The organism is Asticcacaulis benevestitus DSM 16100 = ATCC BAA-896, from assembly GCF_000376105.1.
In the GTDB taxonomy this organism is placed as follows: domain Bacteria; phylum Pseudomonadota; class Alphaproteobacteria; order Caulobacterales; family Caulobacteraceae; genus Asticcacaulis; species Asticcacaulis benevestitus.
In genome coordinates, this window is the sequence record NZ_AQWM01000002.1 from 221,341 (window position 1) to 241,743 (window position 20,403).

General features: G+C 61.5%; 23 protein-coding genes. 21 read left to right on the top strand and 2 right to left on the bottom strand.

The genetic code is table 11. The features are described from left to right. Positions 1 to 120 precede the first annotated feature (120 nt). The 11 genes from B060_RS25995 (at position 121) to B060_RS0104525 (ending at position 5,971) form a co-directional block, all read left to right on the top strand. Complete coding sequence (locus tag B060_RS25995; protein WP_018080559.1) at positions 121 to 816, top strand: MliC family protein; 696 nt, start codon at positions 121 to 123, stop codon at positions 814 to 816. Further along, positions 813 to 1,127, top strand: coding sequence for a hypothetical protein (locus tag B060_RS23865; protein WP_018080560.1), 315 nt, complete (start codon positions 813 to 815; stop codon positions 1,125 to 1,127). The genes B060_RS25995 and B060_RS23865 overlap by 4 nt, the downstream gene beginning before the upstream one ends. 35 nt (positions 1,128 to 1,162) lie before the next feature. Beyond that, the gene (locus tag B060_RS0104485; RefSeq protein WP_018080561.1) at positions 1,163 to 1,744 is read left to right on the top strand and encodes a GNAT family N-acetyltransferase; all 582 of its coding nucleotides are present in this window, start codon (positions 1,163 to 1,165) and stop codon (positions 1,742 to 1,744) included. Between the two features lie 83 nt (positions 1,745 to 1,827). Next, positions 1,828 to 2,166 carry an ArsR/SmtB family transcription factor gene (locus B060_RS0104490; RefSeq protein ID WP_018080562.1) on the top strand — a complete coding sequence of 113 codons (339 nt, stop codon included), beginning with the start codon at positions 1,828 to 1,830 and terminating at the stop codon, positions 2,164 to 2,166. 129 nt (positions 2,167 to 2,295) lie between these two features. Beyond that, a complete protein-coding gene (locus B060_RS0104495) occupies positions 2,296 to 2,742 on the top strand; it encodes an SRPBCC domain-containing protein (protein WP_018080563.1) in 447 nt (148 codons plus the stop codon). A gap of 11 nt (positions 2,743 to 2,753) precedes the next feature. Further along, positions 2,754 to 3,269 (top strand): SRPBCC family protein, encoded by a 516-nt coding sequence (locus B060_RS0104500; RefSeq protein ID WP_018080564.1) that lies wholly within the window; start codon positions 2,754 to 2,756, stop codon positions 3,267 to 3,269. After that, the gene (locus B060_RS0104505; protein ID WP_018080565.1) at positions 3,266 to 3,757 is read left to right on the top strand and encodes an SRPBCC domain-containing protein; all 492 of its coding nucleotides are present in this window, start codon (positions 3,266 to 3,268) and stop codon (positions 3,755 to 3,757) included. The genes B060_RS0104500 and B060_RS0104505 overlap by 4 nt, the downstream gene beginning before the upstream one ends. Then, positions 3,754 to 4,299 carry an SRPBCC family protein gene (locus B060_RS0104510; RefSeq protein ID WP_018080566.1) on the top strand — a complete coding sequence of 182 codons (546 nt, stop codon included), beginning with the start codon at positions 3,754 to 3,756 and terminating at the stop codon, positions 4,297 to 4,299. Before B060_RS0104505 ends, B060_RS0104510 begins: the two co-directional genes overlap by 4 nt. A gap of 26 nt (positions 4,300 to 4,325) precedes the next feature. Then, entirely contained in the window at positions 4,326 to 5,012 is a 687-nt protein-coding gene (locus B060_RS0104515) for a YceI family protein (protein WP_026172598.1), read from the top strand. A gap of 12 nt (positions 5,013 to 5,024) precedes the next feature. Then, positions 5,025 to 5,441 carry a VOC family protein gene (locus tag B060_RS0104520; RefSeq protein ID WP_018080568.1) on the top strand — a complete coding sequence of 139 codons (417 nt, stop codon included), beginning with the start codon at positions 5,025 to 5,027 and terminating at the stop codon, positions 5,439 to 5,441. Beyond that, a complete protein-coding gene (locus B060_RS0104525) occupies positions 5,438 to 5,971 on the top strand; it encodes an SRPBCC family protein (RefSeq protein WP_018080569.1) in 534 nt (177 codons plus the stop codon). The genes B060_RS0104520 and B060_RS0104525 overlap by 4 nt, the downstream gene beginning before the upstream one ends. On the opposite strand, the gene B060_RS0104530 is transcribed toward B060_RS0104525, so the two are convergent. Continuing rightward, positions 5,968 to 6,789: a LytTR family DNA-binding domain-containing protein gene (locus tag B060_RS0104530; RefSeq protein WP_018080570.1), complete on the bottom strand. Its 822-nt coding sequence runs from the start codon at positions 6,787 to 6,789 to the stop codon at positions 5,968 to 5,970. The two genes, B060_RS0104525 and B060_RS0104530, sit on opposite strands and share 4 nt — an antisense overlap. A gap of 65 nt (positions 6,790 to 6,854) precedes the next feature. Here B060_RS0104530 and B060_RS0104535 point away from each other — a divergent pair, with 65 nt between their 5' ends. From B060_RS0104535 to B060_RS0104565, 7 genes are all read left to right on the top strand, one after another. Further along, positions 6,855 to 7,295, top strand: coding sequence for a DUF2306 domain-containing protein (locus B060_RS0104535; protein WP_018080571.1), 441 nt, complete (start codon positions 6,855 to 6,857; stop codon positions 7,293 to 7,295). Between the two features lie 262 nt (positions 7,296 to 7,557). Then, positions 7,558 to 8,763, top strand: coding sequence for an ADP-forming succinate--CoA ligase subunit beta (sucC, locus tag B060_RS0104540; protein WP_018080572.1), 1,206 nt, complete (start codon positions 7,558 to 7,560; stop codon positions 8,761 to 8,763). A 6-nt stretch (positions 8,764 to 8,769) separates the two neighbouring features. Next, positions 8,770 to 9,657 carry a succinate--CoA ligase subunit alpha gene (sucD, locus tag B060_RS0104545; protein WP_018080573.1) on the top strand — a complete coding sequence of 296 codons (888 nt, stop codon included), beginning with the start codon at positions 8,770 to 8,772 and terminating at the stop codon, positions 9,655 to 9,657. A gap of 218 nt (positions 9,658 to 9,875) precedes the next feature. Further along, positions 9,876 to 12,842: a 2-oxoglutarate dehydrogenase E1 component gene (locus tag B060_RS0104550; protein WP_018080574.1), complete on the top strand. Its 2,967-nt coding sequence runs from the start codon at positions 9,876 to 9,878 to the stop codon at positions 12,840 to 12,842. Between the two features lie 78 nt (positions 12,843 to 12,920). Further along, on the top strand, positions 12,921 to 14,462 hold the full coding sequence (odhB, locus tag B060_RS0104555; protein WP_018080575.1) for a 2-oxoglutarate dehydrogenase complex dihydrolipoyllysine-residue succinyltransferase: 1,542 nt from the start codon (positions 12,921 to 12,923) through the stop codon (positions 14,460 to 14,462). A 120-nt stretch (positions 14,463 to 14,582) separates the two neighbouring features. Then, positions 14,583 to 15,776 (top strand): patatin-like phospholipase family protein, encoded by a 1,194-nt coding sequence (locus tag B060_RS0104560; RefSeq protein ID WP_018080576.1) that lies wholly within the window; start codon positions 14,583 to 14,585, stop codon positions 15,774 to 15,776. A gap of 108 nt (positions 15,777 to 15,884) precedes the next feature. Continuing rightward, the gene (locus B060_RS0104565; RefSeq protein ID WP_026172599.1) at positions 15,885 to 16,748 is read left to right on the top strand and encodes a hypothetical protein; all 864 of its coding nucleotides are present in this window, start codon (positions 15,885 to 15,887) and stop codon (positions 16,746 to 16,748) included. A gap of 6 nt (positions 16,749 to 16,754) precedes the next feature. On the opposite strand, the gene B060_RS0104570 is transcribed toward B060_RS0104565, so the two are convergent. Continuing rightward, the gene (locus B060_RS0104570) at positions 16,755 to 17,291 is read right to left on the bottom strand and encodes a YbhB/YbcL family Raf kinase inhibitor-like protein (protein WP_018080578.1); all 537 of its coding nucleotides are present in this window, start codon (positions 17,289 to 17,291) and stop codon (positions 16,755 to 16,757) included. Between the two features lie 103 nt (positions 17,292 to 17,394). Between B060_RS0104570 and B060_RS0104575 the strand changes: the two genes are divergently transcribed. From B060_RS0104575 to lpdA, 3 genes are all read left to right on the top strand, one after another. Continuing rightward, a complete protein-coding gene (locus B060_RS0104575; RefSeq protein ID WP_051081012.1) occupies positions 17,395 to 18,228 on the top strand; it encodes a helix-turn-helix transcriptional regulator in 834 nt (277 codons plus the stop codon). 61 nt (positions 18,229 to 18,289) lie between these two features. Continuing rightward, positions 18,290 to 18,832, top strand: a complete 543-nt coding sequence (locus tag B060_RS0104580; RefSeq protein WP_018080580.1) for a hypothetical protein — start codon at positions 18,290 to 18,292, stop codon at positions 18,830 to 18,832. A gap of 116 nt (positions 18,833 to 18,948) precedes the next feature. Then, positions 18,949 to 20,358 (top strand): dihydrolipoyl dehydrogenase, encoded by a 1,410-nt coding sequence (gene lpdA / locus B060_RS0104585; protein ID WP_018080581.1) that lies wholly within the window; start codon positions 18,949 to 18,951, stop codon positions 20,356 to 20,358. Positions 20,359 to 20,403 lie beyond the last annotated feature (45 nt).

The window sequence follows — 20,403 nt, forward strand, 5'->3', positions numbered from 1 at the left end:
TAGGTCTGTGCCACGATTCTTCTCTGAATGGAAAATGCGCCCACACAAAACGGGCGGCTTTTTTATGTCCGGATATGTTAGGCCCAAATATGCTAAGCTCGGCATCTGAGGAGTTCTGCCATGTTCAAACCACTCATACCGATCCTCGCGGTCGCCACCCTGATGACCGCCTGCGCCCCCAGCCAGAAGGCCGAGGCGCAAAATTCCGCCAGCGCGGCCGCTTCCGATCAGGCCAGCGCTGCCATAGCACCCCTGGCTCAGGCGGCAGCCGCCACACCCAGCTTTGATTGCGCGAAGGCGACGCTCAAGGCCGAAACCGCTGTTTGCGCCGATCCGCGTCTGGCGCAGCTCGATGTCGAGGTCACGCGCCTCTACGACCTGATCGGCAAGGCGCCCGGTGTCGATCGCGCCGCGCTGCAACGCCAGAAGGGGATCTGGCTCAACAAGCGCAACACCTGCGCCACCACCGACAACATCGAAACCTGCCTGCTCAATGTCTATGCCGGTCGCATCAGCGACCTGCGCGCCGGCTATCCGGTGGCGCGCAGCGATACCGCGGTCAGCATCGGCCCCATAGCCTGGCGCTGCCCCGGCGCCAGCGATCTTTCGACCACCTTCATCAATGGCGAAACCTCCATGGCCTATGTCAAATGGGCGGATAAGAGCGCGGTGGTGACGCAAAGCCTGAGCGCTTCGGGCGCGCGCTACGCCATCACCCTGCCGGAAGGCGATTACGAATTCTGGACCAAGGGCGACGAGACGATGTGGACCGCGCCCGGTTCGGTCATGATGACCTGTACGGAGCAAAAACAATGAAAAAGATGACCACCTTCTGTGTATTGGCCGGGCTGTTGCTGCTCACCGCCTGCGCCGAGCGGCCAATGGGCGGCCCGAACGATCCGGCGCTGGTGCGCGGCATCATCGACGGCCTTTTTGCGCCGATCTCCTTCGTGCTCAGCCTGTTTTCCGATACCGTCCGCATGTACGCCTTCCCCAATATCGGCCGCTGGTACGATTTCGGCTTCCTGATCGGCTTGAGTGCCTGGGGCGGCGGTGCCTCGACCGTCACGCGCTATGTCTATATCGATCGCCGCAGCGGCCGCACGCTCGATGTCGAGCAACGCTGACTTGACGCCGGCGCGCCAAAAGGTAAACCGGAAGCATGACAAAGCTTCCGCACACCTCTCCTCTGGGCCCGACACTTGAAACCGAACGCCTGATCCTGCGACCGCCGGTCGATGCCGATTTCACCGGTTTCTGCGCCTTCCATGCCGATGACAAGGCCATGACCTTTCTCGGCGGCCTGTCCTCGCCCCCCGTGGTCTGGCGCATCATGCGCACCATCGCCGGTTCGTGGGCGCTCGATGGCTTCGGCATGTTCAGCGTTATCAAGAAAAGCTCCGGTGACTGGATCGGCCGCATTGGCCCGCTGCATCCGCATGGCTGGCCGGACCGCGAGGTCGGCTGGGGTTTACTCAGCACAGCGCAAGGCAAGGGCTATGCCAAGGAAGCCGCCATCGCCTGCATGGATTTCGCCGCGGACAGGCTGGACTGGGACGTGATCATCCATAGCATCGACCCCGGCAATGCGCCCTCGGCGGCGCTGGCGAAAGCGCTCGGCTCCTCTGTCATGCGTCAGGCCCGCCTGCCCGATCCCTATGCTAATATGGTCGTCGATATCTGGGGCCAGACCCGCGCCGAATGGCGGGTTAATCGTGAGAAGTTGCTGAATAACAAGGCTTAAAATTTTCCTGCGAGATCACGCTTGACTCCACGCCCCATTTAACCGATAAGTTATTTAACAATTCGGTTAAATAGAGTTTGCGTATGCCCCCTGACCGCCTGTCCCAGACCCTGACCGCGCTTGCCGATCCGACGCGACGCGCCATACTGGCCCGTCTGTCGCTTGGCGAAACCACGGTCACCGAACTGGCCGAACCCTTCGCCATGAGCCTGCCGGCGGTTTCAAAGCATCTCAAGGTGCTGGAAAAGGCCGGGCTGATCTCGCGCGGTCGTGAGGCTCAGTGGCGGCCATGCAAGCTGGAACCGGAACCGCTGAAAGAGGTGGATGCCTGGATCGGCGAGTACCGCAAGATGTGGGAAGCCCGTTTCGACCGCCTCGACGCCTATCTCAAGACGCTCAAACACGATGGCCCCACCAACTGATGCCCAGCTAACCGCAAAGTGAATTGAGGCGACCGCCATGTGGTGGCAAGACTAAAAGGCACTCTGGCAAGCCCGCTTCGATCGCCTGGCGATCTATCTGAAAACCCTACAGGAAAAGGGACGAGACACGTGACCGAGATAACCGACACCCCCGCCTTCGAGGTGATCAACACGCGCCGCTTATCCTTTTCGCCGGCGCAGGTGTTTCAGGCTTTCAAAGATCCGGAGCAGTTGCAGATCTGGTGGGGGCCGGAAGGCTTCACCAACCGCTTCGAGACCTTCGATCTGCGCGTCGGCGGAAGCTGGCTGTTCACCATGATCAACGAAAACGACCGCGAATTCCCGATCGTGAAGGAATTCATCGAGGTGACGCCGCAGCGCATCATCATGAAGCACATCCAGCCGATGCACGACTTCGTTATGACCATCACCTTCCAGCCCGGCCCTGACGAAACCACCGACCTGACCTGGATCATGGACTTCGCACCCGGCCAGGATGACGGTCTCGCCACCTTTCTCCACGCCGCCAACGAACAGAATTTTGACCGGCTTGAAGCCCATTTGAACAGCCTCTGAGGACTTACATCATGACTCTGGAAACACCCGCCGCCGAAGACGAGGTCTTCAAGCTTGCCCGCACCTTCGATGCCCCGAAAGCCCTGTTGTGGGACGTGGTGACCAAGGCCGAACATCTGGCCAACTGGTTTGGCCCCGCCGGCATGAAACTGATCGTCAAATCGCTGGATCTCAAGGTCGACGGCACCTTCCTCTATGGCATGCAGATGCCCACGGGCGTGACCATGTGGGGCAAGTGGGTGTTCCGCGAGATCAGCGCGCCGGACAAGATAGCTTATGTCGTCTCCTTCTGTAACGAAGCTGGCCAGCCGGTGCGTCACCCGATGGCGCCGCTGTGGCCGCTGGAAGTGCTGGCGATCCAGACCCTCACCGAAAAAGATGGTAAGACGATTTACGAGAGCCGTTCCTTCCCGATCAACGCCACATCGGAAGAACGCGCCATCTTCAAGGCGGGCCATGCCAGTATGCAGATGGGCTTCGGCGGCACCTTCGCGCAGCTCGAACTGTACCTGGCCAAACTCAAATGACCCAACCCGTTCTGATCCGGGCCGCCAAGCCCGAAACCTTTACGGTCGAACGCGATTACGACCATCCCGTCTCGCTTGTCTTCTGGGCCTTCACCGATCTGGAAGCCAAGCAGATGTGGTATGGTGGCAAGCCGAAATGGGAGGTCACGCACCACACGCTCGACTTAACGGTCGGCGGCTGGGAAAAATGGCGCGGCCGCCCCCATGGCGATGCGCCGTGGATGACCAATGACGGGTTTTATCTCGATATCCTGCCGGATGAACGCATCATCCATCAGTACACCATGACCATGGACGGCAAGCTGTTCACTGTGTCGCAGCAGGTGCTGGAATTTGCCTCTAAAGGTCAGGGCTCTCACATCAGGCTGACCGAGCAAATCCTGTTCATCGATGGCGTCGATCACCTCGAAGACCGTATCAGCGGCACGCAAGGCATGCTCGACTCGCTTAACGCCCACCTCGACACACTTCCGGAAAAACAGAAATGATGGCGCTCATTATCATCCTGATTGTGGCGGCGCTCGTCACCTTCCTGCTTGTCGTCGTCAGCAAGCCGAACAATTTCCGCATGCAGCGTTCGCTGACCATCAACGCCCCGGCCGAGGTCATCTACGCCCAGATAAACGATTTCCATAAGTGGCAGACCTGGTCGCCATGGGAACAGCTCGATCCGGACCTCACGCGCACCTATAGCGGCGCGCCTTCCGGCATCGGCGCGGTCTATGACTGGGCAGGGAACGGCAAGGCCGGTCAGGGCCGCATGACCATCCGCGAGGCGACGCCCGGCCACCGCCTGCTGATCAATCTCGACTTCATCAAGCCTTTTCCGGCCACCAACAGCGCCGAATTTCTGCTCCAGCCGGCTTCAGGTTCGGGCGGTGACAGCACCGTGGTGACCTGGGCCATGTTCGGACCCTCGCCCTTCATGTCGAAACTCATGGGCAGCCTGATGAACATGGACGACCTGATCGGCAAGGACTTCGAGCGCGGCCTGGCCAATCTCAAGGCCCTCAGTGAAAAAGCCGCTTAAGCGACGATAACAACAAGGAGATTATGATGAAACGCCTGCTCATGACCTGCGCAGCCCTGACACTTTGCGCCTGCTCGCCCACCCCCAAGGCCACGCCGCCCGCCGCGGAACCGGTCTCTGCTTCGGCCAGCGCCGTCCCGTCCATTGAAGGTATACCGGCGGGCGATTACAAGACCGATCCGACCCACACCGCCCTGACCTTCACTGTCAATCACCTCGGCTATTCGCACTACACGGCGCAGTTCAACACGATCGACGCGCGCCTGAAACTCGATCCGGCGCATCCCGAACAGGCGTCCCTGACGGTCGAGATCGACCCGCTGTCGCTCGATCTGCCGGCACCGCCCAAGGGCTTCCATGACGAGCTGATGGGCAAGGCGTGGTTCGACGCCAAGGCCTTCCCGAAGATCACCTTCATTTCCAATAAAATAGAAACGACCGGTGCCAACACCGCGAAGGTCACCGGTAATCTGACCCTGCACGGCGTCACCAAACCCGTCACGCTCGATGTCACCTTCAACGGCGGCTATGCCGGCATGGCGGGTTATGATCCGAACGCCCGCATCGGCTTCTCGGCTACAGGCTCGCTCAAGCGCTCCGATTTCGGCATCGCCTATGGCATCCCCGCCCCCGGCACCACCATGGGTGTTAGCGATGCCGTCGATTTCCGCATCGAGACCGAAATGTCCGGTCCCGCGCTCAAGGCCAGCTAAGGAGGTTTGACCATGAAGATCACACCCTATCTCAACTTCCCCGGCACCTGCGCCGAGGCCTTTAAGTTTTATGCAGAAACGCTTCAAGGCGAGATCACCTTCCTGCAAACCCATGGCGATAGCCCGATGAAGGACATGGTCGGCCCCGACTGGCAGGACAAGGTGATGCACGCCACGCTTCTGGTGGGTGACCATGAAATCTCCGGCTCGGACGCGCCCCTGCAAATGTTCGCCAAGCCCGCCGGCTTCATGGTGACGATCAACCCGACCGATCCGGATCACGCCAGGCGGATCTATGCCGCCTTCGCCGAAGGCGGCGAGGTGAAGATGGAGCTTCAGGAAACCTTCTGGACGCCGCTGTTCGGCATGGTCACCGATCGTTTCGGCACACCGTGGATGATCAGTCTCGAAGCAGGAGCGCCGGCATGAGCCACCTAACCGACCTGACCACCGAGGCGAACGATATCGTCCTTGTCCGCCACTTCGATGCGCCGCGTCCGCTGGCCTTCATGGCCTGGGTCGATCCGGTCATGCTGACCGCGTGGTGGGGACCGGAAGGCTTCACCGCCACGGTCGAGGCGGATGTCCGCGAGGGCGGCGCGTTGTCGCTGACCATGCTCAGCCCGGAAGGCGAAGCCTATCCGATCGGCGGCCATTTCGGCGAGATCCTGCCCAATGAGGTTCTGGTCATGATCCTGGACGCCAGCCGCCACTCGGAAGGCTGGCATGAGGCGGTCAAGGCCGGCTTTATCGAGGCTGGCGGCAAGCCCGAAGACTACAATGCCGACCCGATCGAGACCCGCGTCACGTTCGAGGACGACGGCGAGGGCACGAAGGTCACCGTGCGCCAGACCTTCACCATGGCCACGATGCGCGACGCCCACGTCAGGCTTGGCAGCGCGGTTGGCTGGAGCGGCAGCTTCAACAAGCTCGATGCTGTGCTGGCGAAGACGGTCTAAAACCAGCCGTCGTGGCGCAGCGCCTTGTGAAAGCTGCGGCTGACCGGCGCGGTCACATCGCCCTTGAGTGTAAAGCCGACACGGCCGTTCGAACGGTTCGTGTCGGTCACCGCCTCACGCGCCACCCACCACGAGCGATGGGTCTGAGAGCCCTCGATACCGTCAAGTTCGCGGATGGCATCATAGAGCCGCATCAGGATCAGGGTGTCGCCGGCCGAGGTATGGACGCGCAGATAATGGTCCTCGGCTTCCAGCGCATAGATCTCGGCGTGGCGATATTTGAACGGCAGGCGTTCGCGGAAAACGGCACCCGGTTCGGTTTTGTCTTCGCCCTTGAAGGCGTGGCTTTGCGCCGGCGTGCCGCTGATCAGAACGTGCAGCGCCGCCATGGCCAGGGTGATCACCAGCACCGGCCCAAAGAGGTAAATCAGGCGGGCCGGATGCAGGCTGTGGTCGGTGCTGAAACCGGCGGTCACCAGCCACACCATGACGCAGATCAGCGGCGTAGTGATGGCGATCATCGCCACAAGGGTCTGCCACAGATTGAAATTGGCGAAGCGATCGAGCGCACGACCAGTGACCTGCGCCGCCAGCGTCCCCAGTACCAACACCACCACCCAGTAAGCAAAGCGCGTCAGAAGCGGGATGCCGTCCGTGCCGTTGGCGGCGGTAAAGGTCAGAAGCAGGGCCATGCCGAGCGCGATGCCATAGGTGCGCAGCCAGTGCGGCCCCACGAGGGTGGCGATCAGGTCTGTCATCCGCGAAGCGCCAGTGGCAGGGGCTGTCTTTTCACGAAGAAGGTCGGGCGTTTCACGCATGCGTCCGGGCATCCAAAAGGGTTTGCGCCTTTATGGGGCAATCACGCCTTCAAAGGAAGCCCAGCATGTCGACCCACGCCTCATTTCTCTCCGCCTACGCCCATCCGCACCTGCCGAACCTGGCCCTGATCGGCGAGGTGTCGCCGGTGATCCAGATTCACCTGCTGGCCGCTGTGGCTGCGTTTGTGATCGGCGCGGTACAGATTTTTGGCCCCAAGGGCACGGGCATGCACCGCATCCTCGGCTGGACGTGGATCATCTTCATGATGGTGGTGGCGGGATCGTCCTTCTTCATCAAGATCATCAATCACGGCAGTTTCAGCTTTATCCATATCCTGTCGGGCGCCACCCTGATCGCCGCACCGATGATCGTCTATGCCGCGCGCAAGAAGGACATCAAGGCGCACCGGAAATACGCCACCCGCCTCTATACCGGCGCCTTGCTGATCGCCGGCCTGTTTACCTTCCTGCCTGGCCGCCTGATGTGGCAGATGCTGTTTGGCTGAAAGGTGAAATCGTATACTTTTTTGCAACACAGCAATTATACCCTGACAGCGTTGTCGCCCTGTGGCGCCTTGAGGTAGCGCTAACATTCTTGTCACAAAAGGGAAACCTTACCGACCCCAATGCCCGGATTTCTCAAATTTATATCTGTGAGCGGTTGCACACAGGCACGCGCCTCTCTATAAAGCGTCCGTTCGAAGGACGGGCGCGATGATCCGTACCTAGCACCTCTTTGCCTCTGGCAAGCATCACAAGACCGGTTTCATGAACATTCACGAGCATCAAGCTAAGGCCGTCCTCAAAGAGTTCGGCGTCGCCGTTCCGCGCGGATTCGCTGTATATTCCCCCGATGAGGCCCTGAAGGCCGCCAAGGATCTGGCCAAGGACACGGGCACGAAAGTCTTCGTCGTCAAGTCGCAGATCCACGCTGGCGGTCGCGGCAAGGGCAAGTTCGAAGGCCTCGGCGCCGACGCCAAGGGCGGCGTCCGCGTCGTCTTTTCTCCTGAGGACGTCAAGTCCAACGCCGACGAAATGCTCGGCCGCGTGCTCGTCACGCACCAGACCGGCCCTGCCGGCAAGCAAGTCAACCGTCTCTATATCGAAGAAGGCGCCGACATCGCCAAGGAACTCTACCTGTCCTTGCTGGTCGATCGCGTCTCGTCGCGCGTCTCGGTCGTCGCCTCGACCGAAGGCGGCATGGACATCGAAGACGTGGCGCACAACACGCCTGAAAAAATCCACACCTTCACCATCGATCCGGCCACCGGCGTTTTCCCGACCCACGGCCGCACCCTGGCCAAGGCGCTCGGCCTGAAGGGCGACGTCGCCAAGCAAGGCGCCAAGCTGCTCGGCCAACTGTACGCGGCGTTCAACGCCAAGGACATGGACATGCTGGAAATCAACCCGCTGATCATCACGGGTGACGACAAGCTGATCGTGCTCGACGCCAAGGTGTCGTTCGATTCGAACTCGCTGTTCCGCCATCCGGATATCTTCGCCCTGCGCGACGAAACGGAAGAAGACCAGAAGGAAATCGAAGCCTCGAAGTACGACCTCAGCTACATCGCCCTCGACGGTGAAATCGGCTGCATGGTCAATGGCGCCGGTCTGGCCATGGCCACGCTCGACATCATCAAGCTCTACGGTTCCGAGCCCGCCAACTTCCTCGACGTCGGCGGCGGCGCCACCACGGAAAAGGTGACGGCGGCGTTCAAGATCATCACCTCCGATCCGAAGGTCAAGGGCATCCTGGTCAACATCTTCGGTGGCATCATGAAGTGCGACATCATCGCGGAAGGCGTCATCGCCGCCGTGAAGGAAGTCGGCCTGAAGGTGCCGCTCGTGGTTCGCCTCGAAGGCACCAATGTCGAACTCGGCAAGAAAATCATCAATGAGAGCGGCCTGAACGTAATCGCCGCCAACGATCTGGCCGATGCGGCCGCCAAGATCGTCAAGGCCGTGAAGGGTTAAGTATCAATGTCAGTTCTTATCGATCGCAACACCAAGGTCATCACGCAGGGTTTCACCGGCGCGCAAGGCACCTTCCACTCCGAACAAGCCATCGCCTACGGTACGCAGGTCGTTGGCGGCGTCACCCCCGGCAAGGGCGGTCAGACGCACCTTAACCTGCCGGTTTATGACACCGTGGCCGAAGCGCGTGAGCGCACTGGCGCCACCGCCACCGCCATCTATGTGCCGCCTCCCTTCGCCGCCGACTCGATTCTGGAGGCCATCGAGGCCGAAATGGAACTGATCGTCTGCATCACCGAAGGCATTCCGGTGCTGGACATGGTCAAGATCAAGCGCGCGCTGTCGGGCTCGAAGTCGCGCCTCATCGGCCCGAACTGCCCCGGCGTTCTGACCCCCAACCAGTGCAAGATCGGCATCATGCCGGGCAACATCTTCTCGGCCGGTTCGGTCGGTGTTGTGTCGCGTTCCGGCACGCTCACCTATGAAGCCGTGTTCCAGACCACGAACGCCGGCCTCGGCCAGACCACCGCTGTCGGTATCGGCGGCGATCCGGTCAAGGGCACCGAGTTCATCGACATCCTGGAAATGTTCCTCGCCGATGAAGAAACCAAGTCGATCATCATGATCGGCGAAATCGGCGGTTCGGCCGAAGAAGACGCCGCGCAGTTCATCCGTGATGAAGCCAAGCGCGGCCGCAAGAAGCCCATGGCCGGCTTCATCGCTGGCCGCACGGCGCCTCCGGGCCGTCGCATGGGCCACGCCGGCGCCATCATCTCCGGTGGCAAGGGCGGCGCGGAAGACAAGATCGCGGCCATGGAGGCAGCGGGCATCAAAGTCGCCCCTTCCCCCGCCGCTCTTGGCGAAACGCTTCTGAGCGTCTTAAAGGGTCTTTAAATAGTCTGATTTATGCCCCAGAGCCTTATGGCCCTGGGGCATAATTTCGTGTAAAGAGTGAAAACTGCACGGCTTGCCGGGCAAAACTAAAGAACCGGACGTGTGGTGTCGTTATTGGCCATGGTCCAAATCCGTCCTCAAGCCCTAAGGGTGGTTGGACAACAAGCATATTTCGAAAGGCAGGCGGTGTCGTAGTTGGCCGTCTGAACAGGAAGCACATGGCAGACGACAGCGGTCGGCTTAATCAGGTGTTCGCGGAAACTTCGTTTCTGTACGGCACCAACGCGATCTTCATCGAGCAGATGCAGGAACGCTGGGCGCAGGACCCCACTTCGGTTTCCCCCGAATGGCGCGCCTTCTTCGATTCCCTCATGGACAGACCCGAAACGGTCAGCGCCAACGCCAATGTCGGCGGCTGGGCACAACCGGTCAATGTCCCGCGCGATGACCTGACCTCCGCCATGGATGGCGTGTGGCCGGCCGTGCAGGCCAAGGTCGAAAAGACCATCGCCACCAAGAACCCCGGTGCCTCCCCCGCCGATCTTCAGGCTGCCTCGCGTGACTCGATCCGCGCCCTGATGCTGATCCGCGCCTTCCGTATCCGCGGTCACCTGCAATCGAACCTCGACCCGCTGGGTCTTGAGCCGGTTCACCAGAACCCTGAACTGACGCCGGAATACTGGGGCTTCACCGCCGCCGACCAGGATCGTTCGATCTTCATCGATGGCGTGCTGGGTCTGGAATCGGCCACCCTCAAGGAAATTATCGCCATCGTGCGCCGCACCTATTGCGGCAATATCGGCGTGCAGTACATGCACATCGCCGACCCGGTCGAAAAGGCCTGGGTGCAGGAACGCATCGAAGGCCGCGACAAGGAAATCAGCTTCACCAAGGAAGGCAAGATCGCCATCCTCAAGAAGCTGATCGAAACCGAAGGCTTCGAGCGCTTCTGTCACCGTCGCTTCCCCGGCACCAAGCGCTTCGGCCTCGATGGCGGCGAAGCCATGATCCCGGCGCTGGAACAAATCATCAAGCGCGGTGGCGCGCTCGGCGTGAAGGACATCATCTTCGGCATGGCCCACCGTGGCCGCCTGAATACGCTGGCCGGCGTCATGGGCAAGCCCTATCGCGCCATCTTCCACGAATTCCAGGGCGGCACCTCGCTGCCTTCGGATATCGAAGGCTCGTCGGACGTCAAGTATCACATGGGCGCCTCGTCGGACCGTGAGTTCGACGGCAATAAGGTCCACCTGTCGCTGACCGCCAACCCGTCGCACCTTGAGATCGTCAATCCGGTCGTGCTCGGCAAGACGCGCGCCAAGCAGGCCTTCCATCTGAAAAACAACCCGGAACTGAACACCGAAAACGGTCCGGATCGCGGCATGGCCATGGGCCTGCTGATCCACGGTGACGCCGCCTTCGCGGGCCAGGGCGTCGGCATGGAATGCCTCGCGCTGATGGGCCTCAAGGGCTACAAGACCGGCGGCACGATGCACTTCGTGATCAACAACCAGATCGGTTTCACCACCGCGCCGCGCTTCTCGCGCTCGTCGCCCTATCCGTCGGACGTGGCGCTGATGGCGCAGGCGCCGATCCTGCATTGTAACGGTGACGATCCGGAAGCCGTGGTCTTCGCCGCCAAGATGGCGACCGAGTTCCGCCAGAAGTTCGCCAAGGACGTGGTCGTCGATATGTTCTGCTATCGCCGCTTCGGTCACAACGAAGGCGACGATCCCACGTTCACACAGCCGATCATGTACGCCAAGATCAAGGACCATCCGTCGACGCGCGAACTGTACTCGGCGCGCCTGATCAAGGAAGGTGTGCTGACGCAAGCCGAAGCCGATGGCTTCATTGCTGAGTTCGACGCTTTCCTCGATGCTGAATTCGAAGCCGGCAAGGTCTACAAGGCCACCAAGGCCGACTGGCTGGACGGCAAGTGGCAAGGCCTCGGCCTGCCGGAAGAAGACGAACGCCGTGGCTCGACCTCCGTGCCGCGCGCCAAGCTCGTCGAACTCGGCACCAAGATCACCATGATCCCGAACGAGGTCGATGCCCACAAGACCCTGCGCCGTGTTATCGACGCCCGCCGCCAGATGATCGAAACCGGTGAGAACCTCGATTGGGCCACCGCCGAATCGCTGGCCTTCACCTCACTGCTCGATGAGGGCTTCCCTGTCCGCCTGTCGGGTCAGGATTCGATCCGCGGCACCTTCTCGCAGCGCCACTCGGCCTTCGTCGATCAACGCACGGAAAACCGCTACTTCCCGTTCAACCACATCCGCGACGGTCAGGCCCTCTACGAAGGCATCGACTCGGCCCTGTCGGAAGAGGCGGTTCTGGGTTACGAATACGGCTACTCGCTGGCCGATCCGAACACGCTGACCCTGTGGGAAGGCCAGTTCGGCGACTTCGTCAACGGCGCCCAGGTCATCATCGACCAGTTCATCAGTAGCGGTGAGCGCAAGTGGCTGCGCATGTCGGGTCTCGTCATGCTGCTGCCGCACGGTTACGAAGGTCAGGGCCCCGAGCACTCCTCGGCACGCCTTGAGCGCTTCCTGCAACAGTGCGCCGAAGACAATATGCAGGTCGCCAACTGCACGACGCCGTCGAACTACTTCCACATCCTGCGCCGTCAGATCCACCGTCCGTTCCGCAAGCCGCTGATCCTGATGACGCCGAAATCGCTTCTGCGTCACAAGAAGGCCGTGTCGTCGCTGTCGGAAATCTCCGAAGGTTCGTCGTTCCACCGCGTGCTGCACGATGACGCCGAGCGCCGTCCCGAGGTTTCCGGCATCAAGATCGCGTCGGACGACAAGATCCGCCGCGTCGTGCTGTGCTCCGGCAAGGTCTATTACGACCTGCTCGAAGACCGCGAAAAGAAGCAGATCAAGGACGTCTACCTGATGCGCCTTGAGCAGTTCTATCCGTGGCCGATGAAGTCGCTGATGACCGAACTGGGCCGCTTCAAGAACGCCGAGCTGGTATGGTGCCAGGAAGAACCGAAGAACATGGGCGGCTGGACGTTTGTCGAGCCGTGGCTTGAACTGACGCTCGCCCGCCTCTCCATCAAGGCCAAGCGCGCCCGTTATGTCGGCCGTCCGGCCTCGGCCTCGACCGCCGCCGGCACGATGAGCCGCCACCTCAAAGAACTCGAAACGTTTTTGAATGAAGCCTTCGCCTAACGGCGAAGCTTCTTCGGAACGTCTTTCTCAAATCCTTCGCTGAACAGCACACAAAAATCAAAATTGGAGCCTGACCCCATGGCTGACATCCTCGTTCCCGTTCTGGGAGAATCCGTAACCGAAGCCTCGATCGCCAAGTGGACGAAAAAGTCCGGCGAAACCGTCAAGAAGGACGAAGTGCTCGTCGAGCTGGAAACCGATAAGGTTTCGCTCGAAGTGGCCTCGCCGTCCGATGGCGTTCTGACCATCCTCGTCGGTGAAGGCGAAACCGTAACGCCGGGCGTCGTGCTCGGCACCGTCGGTGGCGCCGGTTCTTCTGTATCGCCCGCCGCTGTGGCCGCACCGGCCGCCACCCCTGCCGCGGCGCCCGCACCTGTGGCGGCTCCTGCTGCTGCTCCCGCGGCCGCTCCCTCAGCTTCTGGCACCCTGCTCGACGTCAAGACTCCGGTCATGGGTGAATCGGTCGCCGAAGGCGCCATCTCGACCTGGCGCAAGAAGAAGGGCGACGCGGTCAAGAAGGACGAAATCCTCGTCGAAATCGAAACCGACAAGGTCGCCGTTGAGGTCGCTTCGCCGGCCGATGGCACGCTGGCCGATATCCTGGCCGCCGATGGCGCCACGGTAACGCCGGGCCAGGTCATCGCCCGCATCTCGACCGATGGCTCGGTTGCCGCCTCGGCACCTGCGGCCGCGCCTGCCCCTGTGGCCGCGCCCGTCGCTGCCGCTCCGGCCACCGACAAACCGCTGTCGCCTTCGGTTCAGCGCATCGTCACCGAAACCGGCCTTGACCCGAACAAGGTCGATGGCACCGGCAAGGACGGCCGCATCACCAAGGGCGACGCCCTCGCCGCCCTGTCCGCGCCGGCTCCTGTCGCCACCGTGCCGGTTGCCCCCGCACCTGCCGCCCCTCGCGCCATCGGCCCTCGTGAAGAGCGCGTGAAAATGACGCGCCTGCGCCAGACCATCGCCCGCCGCCTCAAGGAATCGCAATCCACCGCCGCCCAGCTCACGACCTTCAACGAAGTCGACATGACCACGGTCATGGCCCTGCGCGCCACCTACAAGGACGCCTTTGAAAAGCGCCACGGCGTGAAGCTGGGCTTCATGTCCTTCTTCGCCAAGGCCGTTGTCGCCGCGCTGAAGGACATTCCGGCCGTCAACGCCGAGATCGACGGCACCGACATCATCTACAAGAACCACTATGACCTCGGCGTCGCTGTCGGCACCGAAAAGGGTCTGGTCGTTCCGGTTCTGCGCGATGTCGACACCCTGTCGCTCGCCGGCATCGAAAAGGGCATCGCCGCGCTTGGCAAACAGGCCCGTGACGGCACGCTCAGCATCGACCAGTTGCAAGGCGGCACCTTCACCATCACCAACGGCGGCATCTACGGCTCGCTGATGTCGACGCCGATCCTCAACATGCCGCAGGTCGGCATCCTCGGCATGCACAACATCGTGCAGCGCCCGATGGTGGTCAATGGCCAGATCGTCGCCCGCCCGATGATGTACCTCGCCCTCTCTTACGATCACCGCATCGTCGATGGCAAGGAAGCCGTGACCTTCCTCGTTCGCATCAAGGAAGGCCTCGAAGATCCGCAACGCTTCATCCTCGACGTCTAGGCTTGAGGAGCGCGGTTGCGAGGCGCCTCGCGACGTTTGAGTAAAAAAAGAAAAGCCGCTCCTCACGGGGCGGCTTTTTCTTTAACAGGGCTATGCTATGACTGGCGAAAAGAGGCCCCCATGTCGCTACCTGTCTTCCGTTTCGCCCTTGCGGCGCTGGCCATGCTGTCGCTCGGCGGTTGCCTGACCGTGCCGCGTGACGCCACCGTGACCAATGAAGCAGCGGCGGCGATCGTGCCGCAATTCCTCAACGCCCGTTTCAATGCCGATGACCCCACCCTGTCGGCGCGGCTTGAGAAAGACATGCGCGCCACCATCGCCAAGCACCTCTCCACCGGCCCTTACCAGATTCTGGCACTCTCCGGCGGCGGTGCCGACGGAGCCTATGGTGCCGGCGTGCTGATCGGCTGGACCAAGCGCGGCGATCGCCCGCAGTTCAGCATGGTGACCGGCGTCTCGACCGGCGCCCTGATCGCCCCTTTCGCCTTCTTAGGGCCCGACTATGACGCCAAGTTGCGCGAAGCCTATACCAGCGGTGTCGCGGCTGGCCTGACACGCAAGCGCGGCCTCTATGCCGCCTTCACGCCCGGCATCTTCCAGGCGGGCGAACTGCGCAATTTGGTGGCGCGCTATATCGATGATGACCTGATCGAGGCCATCGCGCGCGAACAACTCAAAGGGCGACGCCTGTTCGTCGCCACCACCAATCTCGACAGCCAGGAAGGCGTGGTCTGGGATATCGGCGCCATCGCCCTGGAGGCGAAGACCCACCCTTACAAGCGGGCGGCGGCGCGTGACCTGATCTGCAAGGTGCTGGTCGCCTCGGCCAGCGTGCCGGGCGCCTTCGCGCCGGTGATGATCGAAACCGACACGGTGGGTGACCAGAACCCGGAAGCGCTAGGCCCAAAAGGCCATCCCCTGCAGGAAATGCACGTCGACGGCAGCGTGACCCTGCCCTTCTTTATCCTGCCGGAATCGATGCTCGACTGGACCGTGCCCACCGACCTGCGTCGTGGCGGCCACGTCTATGTACTCGTCAATGGCAAGATCAATGCGGCCTATGCCGTGACGAAGAACAACGCCGTCACCATCGCCGCCCGCAGTCTGGAAACCATCACCAAAGCACAGGCGCGCCTCACCCTGGTGGCCTTGCGCGGCTTTGCCGAACGCAACGATCTCAGCATGTCGGTCACCGCCATGCCGGATGATTTCGTCGAGGGCGGGATGCTGGCCTTTGATACGCAGAGCATGAACAAGGTGTTCGACAAGGGCTATGCCATCGGCCTGTCGGCGCAAAACTGGACGGATAAATAAGCCACACTGCGCTGATCTAACGTCGGGCCAGCGTGTAAAGCACTGGCATAACGATGGTGCATGAATTAGTCTCTTTAAAATAATTAATATAAAACAGGGATCTGGGGCATGAAAACCTTAAAATTATTGGGATTGGCAGCCGTGTGCCTGCCGCTCGTGATCGGCAGCGCCGCCCAGGCCGCCAGCAAGAAACGCGAACTCAGCAACAAGGAAACCTTCACTGCCGCCGATGCGGTGAAAGGTCAGGCCTATGTCAACGCCGCCATGACCGCGCCGATGATGGATCTGTTGAGCAAGGCCGATGTCCAGCATCCGGAGATCATGCTCGAATATGGTCTGGCGCTCGATCTGGGCCGGCCGTCGGTCTCGAAAAACATGAGCAAGGACGACCGCGAAAAGCTGAAACGTGGTTTCCGCACCATGCTCGATCTCTATCTCAACAAGAGCGATAAGTTCGATATCACGTTCGATGAAGACGCTATGCTCGATCAGTCCGAATTCTGGATCTATCTCGCCAAGCACGTCGGCCGCCCCAAGCCGCGTCAGGCTCAGCTTAGCCAGCAGGTGGACCCGATGTCCCCCAATGGCGTGGGCGGCCTGGCCTTCGTGCCGGACGATTCCGATCAGGACAAGGAATTCAACCTGAACACCGACCTGATCCTCAAGTTCAGTGTCGTCAATGCCGCCACCACCTGCGCGCAGTCCGCCTTCGCCTTCGCCCGTATGCGCAAGGCCCAGACCGTCGATATCACGGAAACCAAGCTAACGCCGGAACAGTTCGCCACGGTTCAGACAGCGGCCGTCAAGGCCTACCGCTTTGCCTATGCCGAGGGCCAGATGGCCTGCGGTGATCGTGATTATTTCAACACCGTGGTCGATTTTTCCAGCCGCAATCTCGGCCATCTCGGCGCGATGAAGGACAACCCCAACGCCGTGGTGGCGACGTTGGGCGAGGTCAAGATCGAAAACTAGATCTCTCTAGCGCCTGTAACTAAAGGTCAGTGTCGCTTGACCGAGTAGGTTGGCACGCGTCATGAAACCGACCAGGGCCGGCGTGGCATTGGCATCGACCGGCAGGGCGTCGACCTTCAAGGCCGACAGGGTGAAGACGTAGGTATGCGCCTCCCCCGCCGGCGGACAGACACCGAGGAACCCCGGCACACCGATATCGCTGCGCGTCTGCAAAGCCTTCGTCGGCAAGACGCCGGAAGCCGCGATCGCCGTCTGATCGGCCGGGATATTGACCACCACCCAGTGCATGAAGCCTATGCCCGTCGGCGCGTCCTTGTCATAGAGCGTCAGCACGAAGCTTTTGGTGCCCACCGGCGCATGACTCCAGATCAGGGCCGGGGCGATATTGGCACCGTCGCAGCCGAAGCCATAGGCCCTCGCCAACACCATGCTTTCCGGCGCCTTGCCGTCCTGAATATCGGGGCTCGACAGGCTAAAATCCTCCGCCTGAGCACCTGTGGCCAGGGCCATGCCGGCCACGAACGCGAATAGGAATGAGCGCATTATCAATCTCCTTGTGGTAAGGAGATGATTTTGGCACATATATCAGTGCTTTGTGGCGCTTACGAGCGCATATTTCGTGCTGATCTGCGCAAACGGAGACCTGATGGACACAAGCCTGCTGACCAGTATCCGCTCGGCGGACTATGAACGACGCATCGACATGCGGCCGGACATCGGCGCTACCGCCTCGGTGCAACAGCGCTCGCGTCTGCGCTTCGCCCACCTGTCCGTGTCGCAACCCTCGATCATCGTCATCGTCAAAGGCGAAAAGACACTGCAACATCAGGCGATGACAACCGCCGTGGAAGCTGGTCAGGCCATCGTTCTCGATCACGGCACCTATGACATCATCAACCGGCCAGCCGCGGACGGCCTGTACGAAGCCTTCTGGCTGGCCTGGGACCATAGCCATATCACCGCTTTCGCCACGCGAACGCCCACCATCAAACCAGCCTGCCCGCAACACCTCCTGCATATCGAGCCTGACTTTTACGCAGCCCTGCTCAACGCGCGACAGGGCCTGATGCGCGACGATATTCCGGCCGCCATCGCCCGGCACCGCATGGAAGAGGTGTTATGGTGGCTGTGTGAGAAAGGCATCGCCTTCGAGGCCCGCACAACGCCGTCGCTGATAACCCGCCTCGGTCACCTGCTCGCCGGTCAGCCCGACCATGACTGGACCCTGTCTGAGGTCGCCGACCGGCTGGCGATCGGTCAGGCCACTTTGCGCCGGCGGCTGGCGGCGGACGGCAAGACCTTCTCTGATATCCTGATCGATACGCGCATGTCGCTGGCCCTGACCTTGCTGCAATGCACCGATCAGCCGATCAACCGCATCGCGCTCGATGTCGGCTACGAATCGGCCTCGCGCTTCGCCGTGCGCTTTCGCAAGCGCTTCGGTTTCGCCCCCAGCGAAGTACGCGGTCACAGCCGGTAGCCAACCGCCAAACTTTGCGTTAAGCTCCGGTTAACCATAACTGGACGGACGGGGTATCGGCATGAAGTTTCTGCGTTGGCTCATCGTGGCGGTGGTGCTCGCCTATGTCGGCTGGATCGCCTTTCCCGTCGTCAAGGCGTTCCTAGTGCCGGCGCCGGATTACGGCCCCACCATCAGTTCACGTTCCATGGACCAGAGCGATTATTCTGGCGGCTTCAACACCCCGATGAATCCCGATGTCGCCGAACCGGTGACGACCTCGATCCAGGGCGATACGGCGGTCGAGGCCATCGTCACCGACAACAAGCCCGTGGTGTGGCTGTGGGGCGCGGTGATCAGCCTCTATCTGCTGGCCGCCTTCCTGCACGCCAACGGCAATATCCGCGCCGCCCTCATCTACGGGCTGGGCTTCATCGCCGACCTGATCCTGACCTACCTGACCAATGGCGACAAGAGCCTGGGGCTGGTCGACAAGCTCTATACGGTCCTTTCAGGCTGGGACCCGCGCTATGTGCTGACCCTCGTCGCCATGGTGCTGGGCTTCTTCGTCTATATGTCGCGCTTCCGGCCGGTCAAGAAACTGTCCGGCGCGCTTTCCGCCTGAGGCCTGAAAGCCGTCTGGCAAAAAAGTCCGAAAAGTCTGCGTAATTGACTTGACCCGAGGGGGCTGGGCTCCTAGCTAACAGGCAGCAGATTTACCTTATTGGAGAGGGCTTTCGCATGGCTGAGGACAGCATTTTCGACGTGGTCATCATCGGTGGCGGACCCGGTGGCTATAATGCCGCCGTGCGCGCCGGCCAGCTTGGCCTGAAAACCGCCATCGTCGAATCGCGCGGCGTGCTCGGCGGCACCTGCCTCAATGTCGGCTGTATGCCGTCGAAGGCCCTGCTCCACGCTTCCGAACTGTTCGAAACCGCCGGTCATGAGTTCGCCAATATCGGTATCGAAGTCCCCGCGCCCAAGCTCAACCTCGTCCAGATGATGAAGGCCAAGCAGGACAGCGTCACCGCCCTGACCAAGGGCGTCGAGTTCCTGATGAAGAAGAACAAGGTGACCTATTTCGTCGGCCGCGGCACCATCGCCGGCGCCGGAAAGGTCACCGTGACCGGCAATGACGGCGCCGTGCAGACGCTTTCCGCCAAAAACATCGTCATCGCCACCGGCTCCGAGCCGACCCCGCTGCCGGGCGTCGACGTCGATCAGAAGCAGATCGTTGATTCCACCGGCGCCCTGTCGCTGTCCGCCGTGCCGAAGTCGATGGTCGTCGTCGGCGCCGGCATCATCGGCCTCGAACTCGGCTCCGTCTGGCGTCGTCTGGGCGCTCAGGTGACCGTGGTCGAGTTCCTTGACCGCATCACGCCGGGCATGGACACCGAAACCGCCACCGCCTTCCAGAAGACCCTGACCAAGCAAGGCTTCGCCTTCAAGCTCGGCACCAAGGTGACGGCCGCCAAGCCTGGCGCCAAGGGCGTAGAGCTGACGCTGGAGCCCGCCGCCGGTGGCGCGCAGGAAAAACTGACCGCCGATGTGGTACTGGTCGCTATCGGTCGACGCCCCTACACCAAGGGCCTCGGCCTGGAGTCGGTCGGCATCGCCACCGATCCGCGCGGCTTCATCCCAACCAGCCATTTCAAGACCCAGGCGCCTGGCGTCTGGGCGATCGGCGATGTGATCCTTGGGCCCATGCTGGCGCACAAGGCCGAAGAAGACGCCGTCGCCTGTATCGAACTGATCGCCGGCAAGGCCGGTCACGTCGATTACAATCTGGTGCCGTCGGTCGTCTACACATTCCCCGAAGTGGCGTGGGTCGGCCAGACCGAAGAGCAGGTCAAGGCCTCAGGCGTCGCTTACAAGACCGGCAAGTTCCCCTTCATGGCCAATAGCCGCGCCAAGATCAACCACGAGACCGATGGCTTCGTGAAGTTCATCGCCGATGCCAAGACCGACAAGGTTCTGGGCGTCCACATGATCGGCCCGCAGGTCGGTGAAATGGTCGGCGAAGTCTGCGTGCTGATGGCCTTTGGCGGCGCATCGGAAGACCTGGCCCGCACCTGCCACCCGCACCCGACCCGTTCGGAAGCGGTCAGGCAGGCGGCCATGGGTGTCGAAAACTGGACCATGCAGGCTTAAAGGCCCCACATTCCTATTGAAAAGGCCGGTTCTCACGAACCGGCC

What these genes read in the sequence shown, in the direction of transcription:
- B060_RS25995 (WP_018080559.1), top strand. Translation starts at nt 121, where the DNA reads ATGTTCAAACCACTCATACCGATCCTCGCGGTCGCCACCCTGATGACC.
- sucD (WP_018080573.1), top strand. Translation starts at nt 8,770, where the DNA reads ATGTCAGTTCTTATCGATCGCAACACCAAGGTCATCACGCAGGGTTTC.
- B060_RS0104510 (WP_018080566.1), top strand. Translation starts at nt 3,754, where the DNA reads ATGATGGCGCTCATTATCATCCTGATTGTGGCGGCGCTCGTCACCTTC.
- B060_RS0104515 (WP_026172598.1), top strand. Translation starts at nt 4,326, where the DNA reads ATGAAACGCCTGCTCATGACCTGCGCAGCCCTGACACTTTGCGCCTGC.
- B060_RS0104500 (WP_018080564.1), top strand. Translation starts at nt 2,754, where the DNA reads ATGACTCTGGAAACACCCGCCGCCGAAGACGAGGTCTTCAAGCTTGCC.
- B060_RS0104565 (WP_026172599.1), top strand. Translation starts at nt 15,885, where the DNA reads ATGAAAACCTTAAAATTATTGGGATTGGCAGCCGTGTGCCTGCCGCTC.
- odhB (WP_018080575.1), top strand. Translation starts at nt 12,921, where the DNA reads ATGGCTGACATCCTCGTTCCCGTTCTGGGAGAATCCGTAACCGAAGCC.
- B060_RS0104550 (WP_018080574.1), top strand. Translation starts at nt 9,876, where the DNA reads ATGGCAGACGACAGCGGTCGGCTTAATCAGGTGTTCGCGGAAACTTCG.
- B060_RS0104505 (WP_018080565.1), top strand. Translation starts at nt 3,266, where the DNA reads ATGACCCAACCCGTTCTGATCCGGGCCGCCAAGCCCGAAACCTTTACG.
- lpdA (WP_018080581.1), top strand. Translation starts at nt 18,949, where the DNA reads ATGGCTGAGGACAGCATTTTCGACGTGGTCATCATCGGTGGCGGACCC.
- B060_RS0104580 (WP_018080580.1), top strand. Translation starts at nt 18,290, where the DNA reads ATGAAGTTTCTGCGTTGGCTCATCGTGGCGGTGGTGCTCGCCTATGTC.
- B060_RS23865 (WP_018080560.1), top strand. Translation starts at nt 813, where the DNA reads ATGAAAAAGATGACCACCTTCTGTGTATTGGCCGGGCTGTTGCTGCTC.
- B060_RS0104490 (WP_018080562.1), top strand. Translation starts at nt 1,828, where the DNA reads ATGCCCCCTGACCGCCTGTCCCAGACCCTGACCGCGCTTGCCGATCCG.
- B060_RS0104520 (WP_018080568.1), top strand. Translation starts at nt 5,025, where the DNA reads ATGAAGATCACACCCTATCTCAACTTCCCCGGCACCTGCGCCGAGGCC.
- B060_RS0104575 (WP_051081012.1), top strand. Translation starts at nt 17,395, where the DNA reads ATGGACACAAGCCTGCTGACCAGTATCCGCTCGGCGGACTATGAACGA.
- B060_RS0104530 (WP_018080570.1), bottom strand. Translation starts at nt 6,789, where the DNA reads ATGCGTGAAACGCCCGACCTTCTTCGTGAAAAGACAGCCCCTGCCACT.
- B060_RS0104570 (WP_018080578.1), bottom strand. Translation starts at nt 17,291, where the DNA reads ATGCGCTCATTCCTATTCGCGTTCGTGGCCGGCATGGCCCTGGCCACA.
- B060_RS0104485 (WP_018080561.1), top strand. Translation starts at nt 1,163, where the DNA reads ATGACAAAGCTTCCGCACACCTCTCCTCTGGGCCCGACACTTGAAACC.
- B060_RS0104535 (WP_018080571.1), top strand. Translation starts at nt 6,855, where the DNA reads ATGTCGACCCACGCCTCATTTCTCTCCGCCTACGCCCATCCGCACCTG.
- B060_RS0104525 (WP_018080569.1), top strand. Translation starts at nt 5,438, where the DNA reads ATGAGCCACCTAACCGACCTGACCACCGAGGCGAACGATATCGTCCTT.
- B060_RS0104560 (WP_018080576.1), top strand. Translation starts at nt 14,583, where the DNA reads ATGTCGCTACCTGTCTTCCGTTTCGCCCTTGCGGCGCTGGCCATGCTG.
- sucC (WP_018080572.1), top strand. Translation starts at nt 7,558, where the DNA reads ATGAACATTCACGAGCATCAAGCTAAGGCCGTCCTCAAAGAGTTCGGC.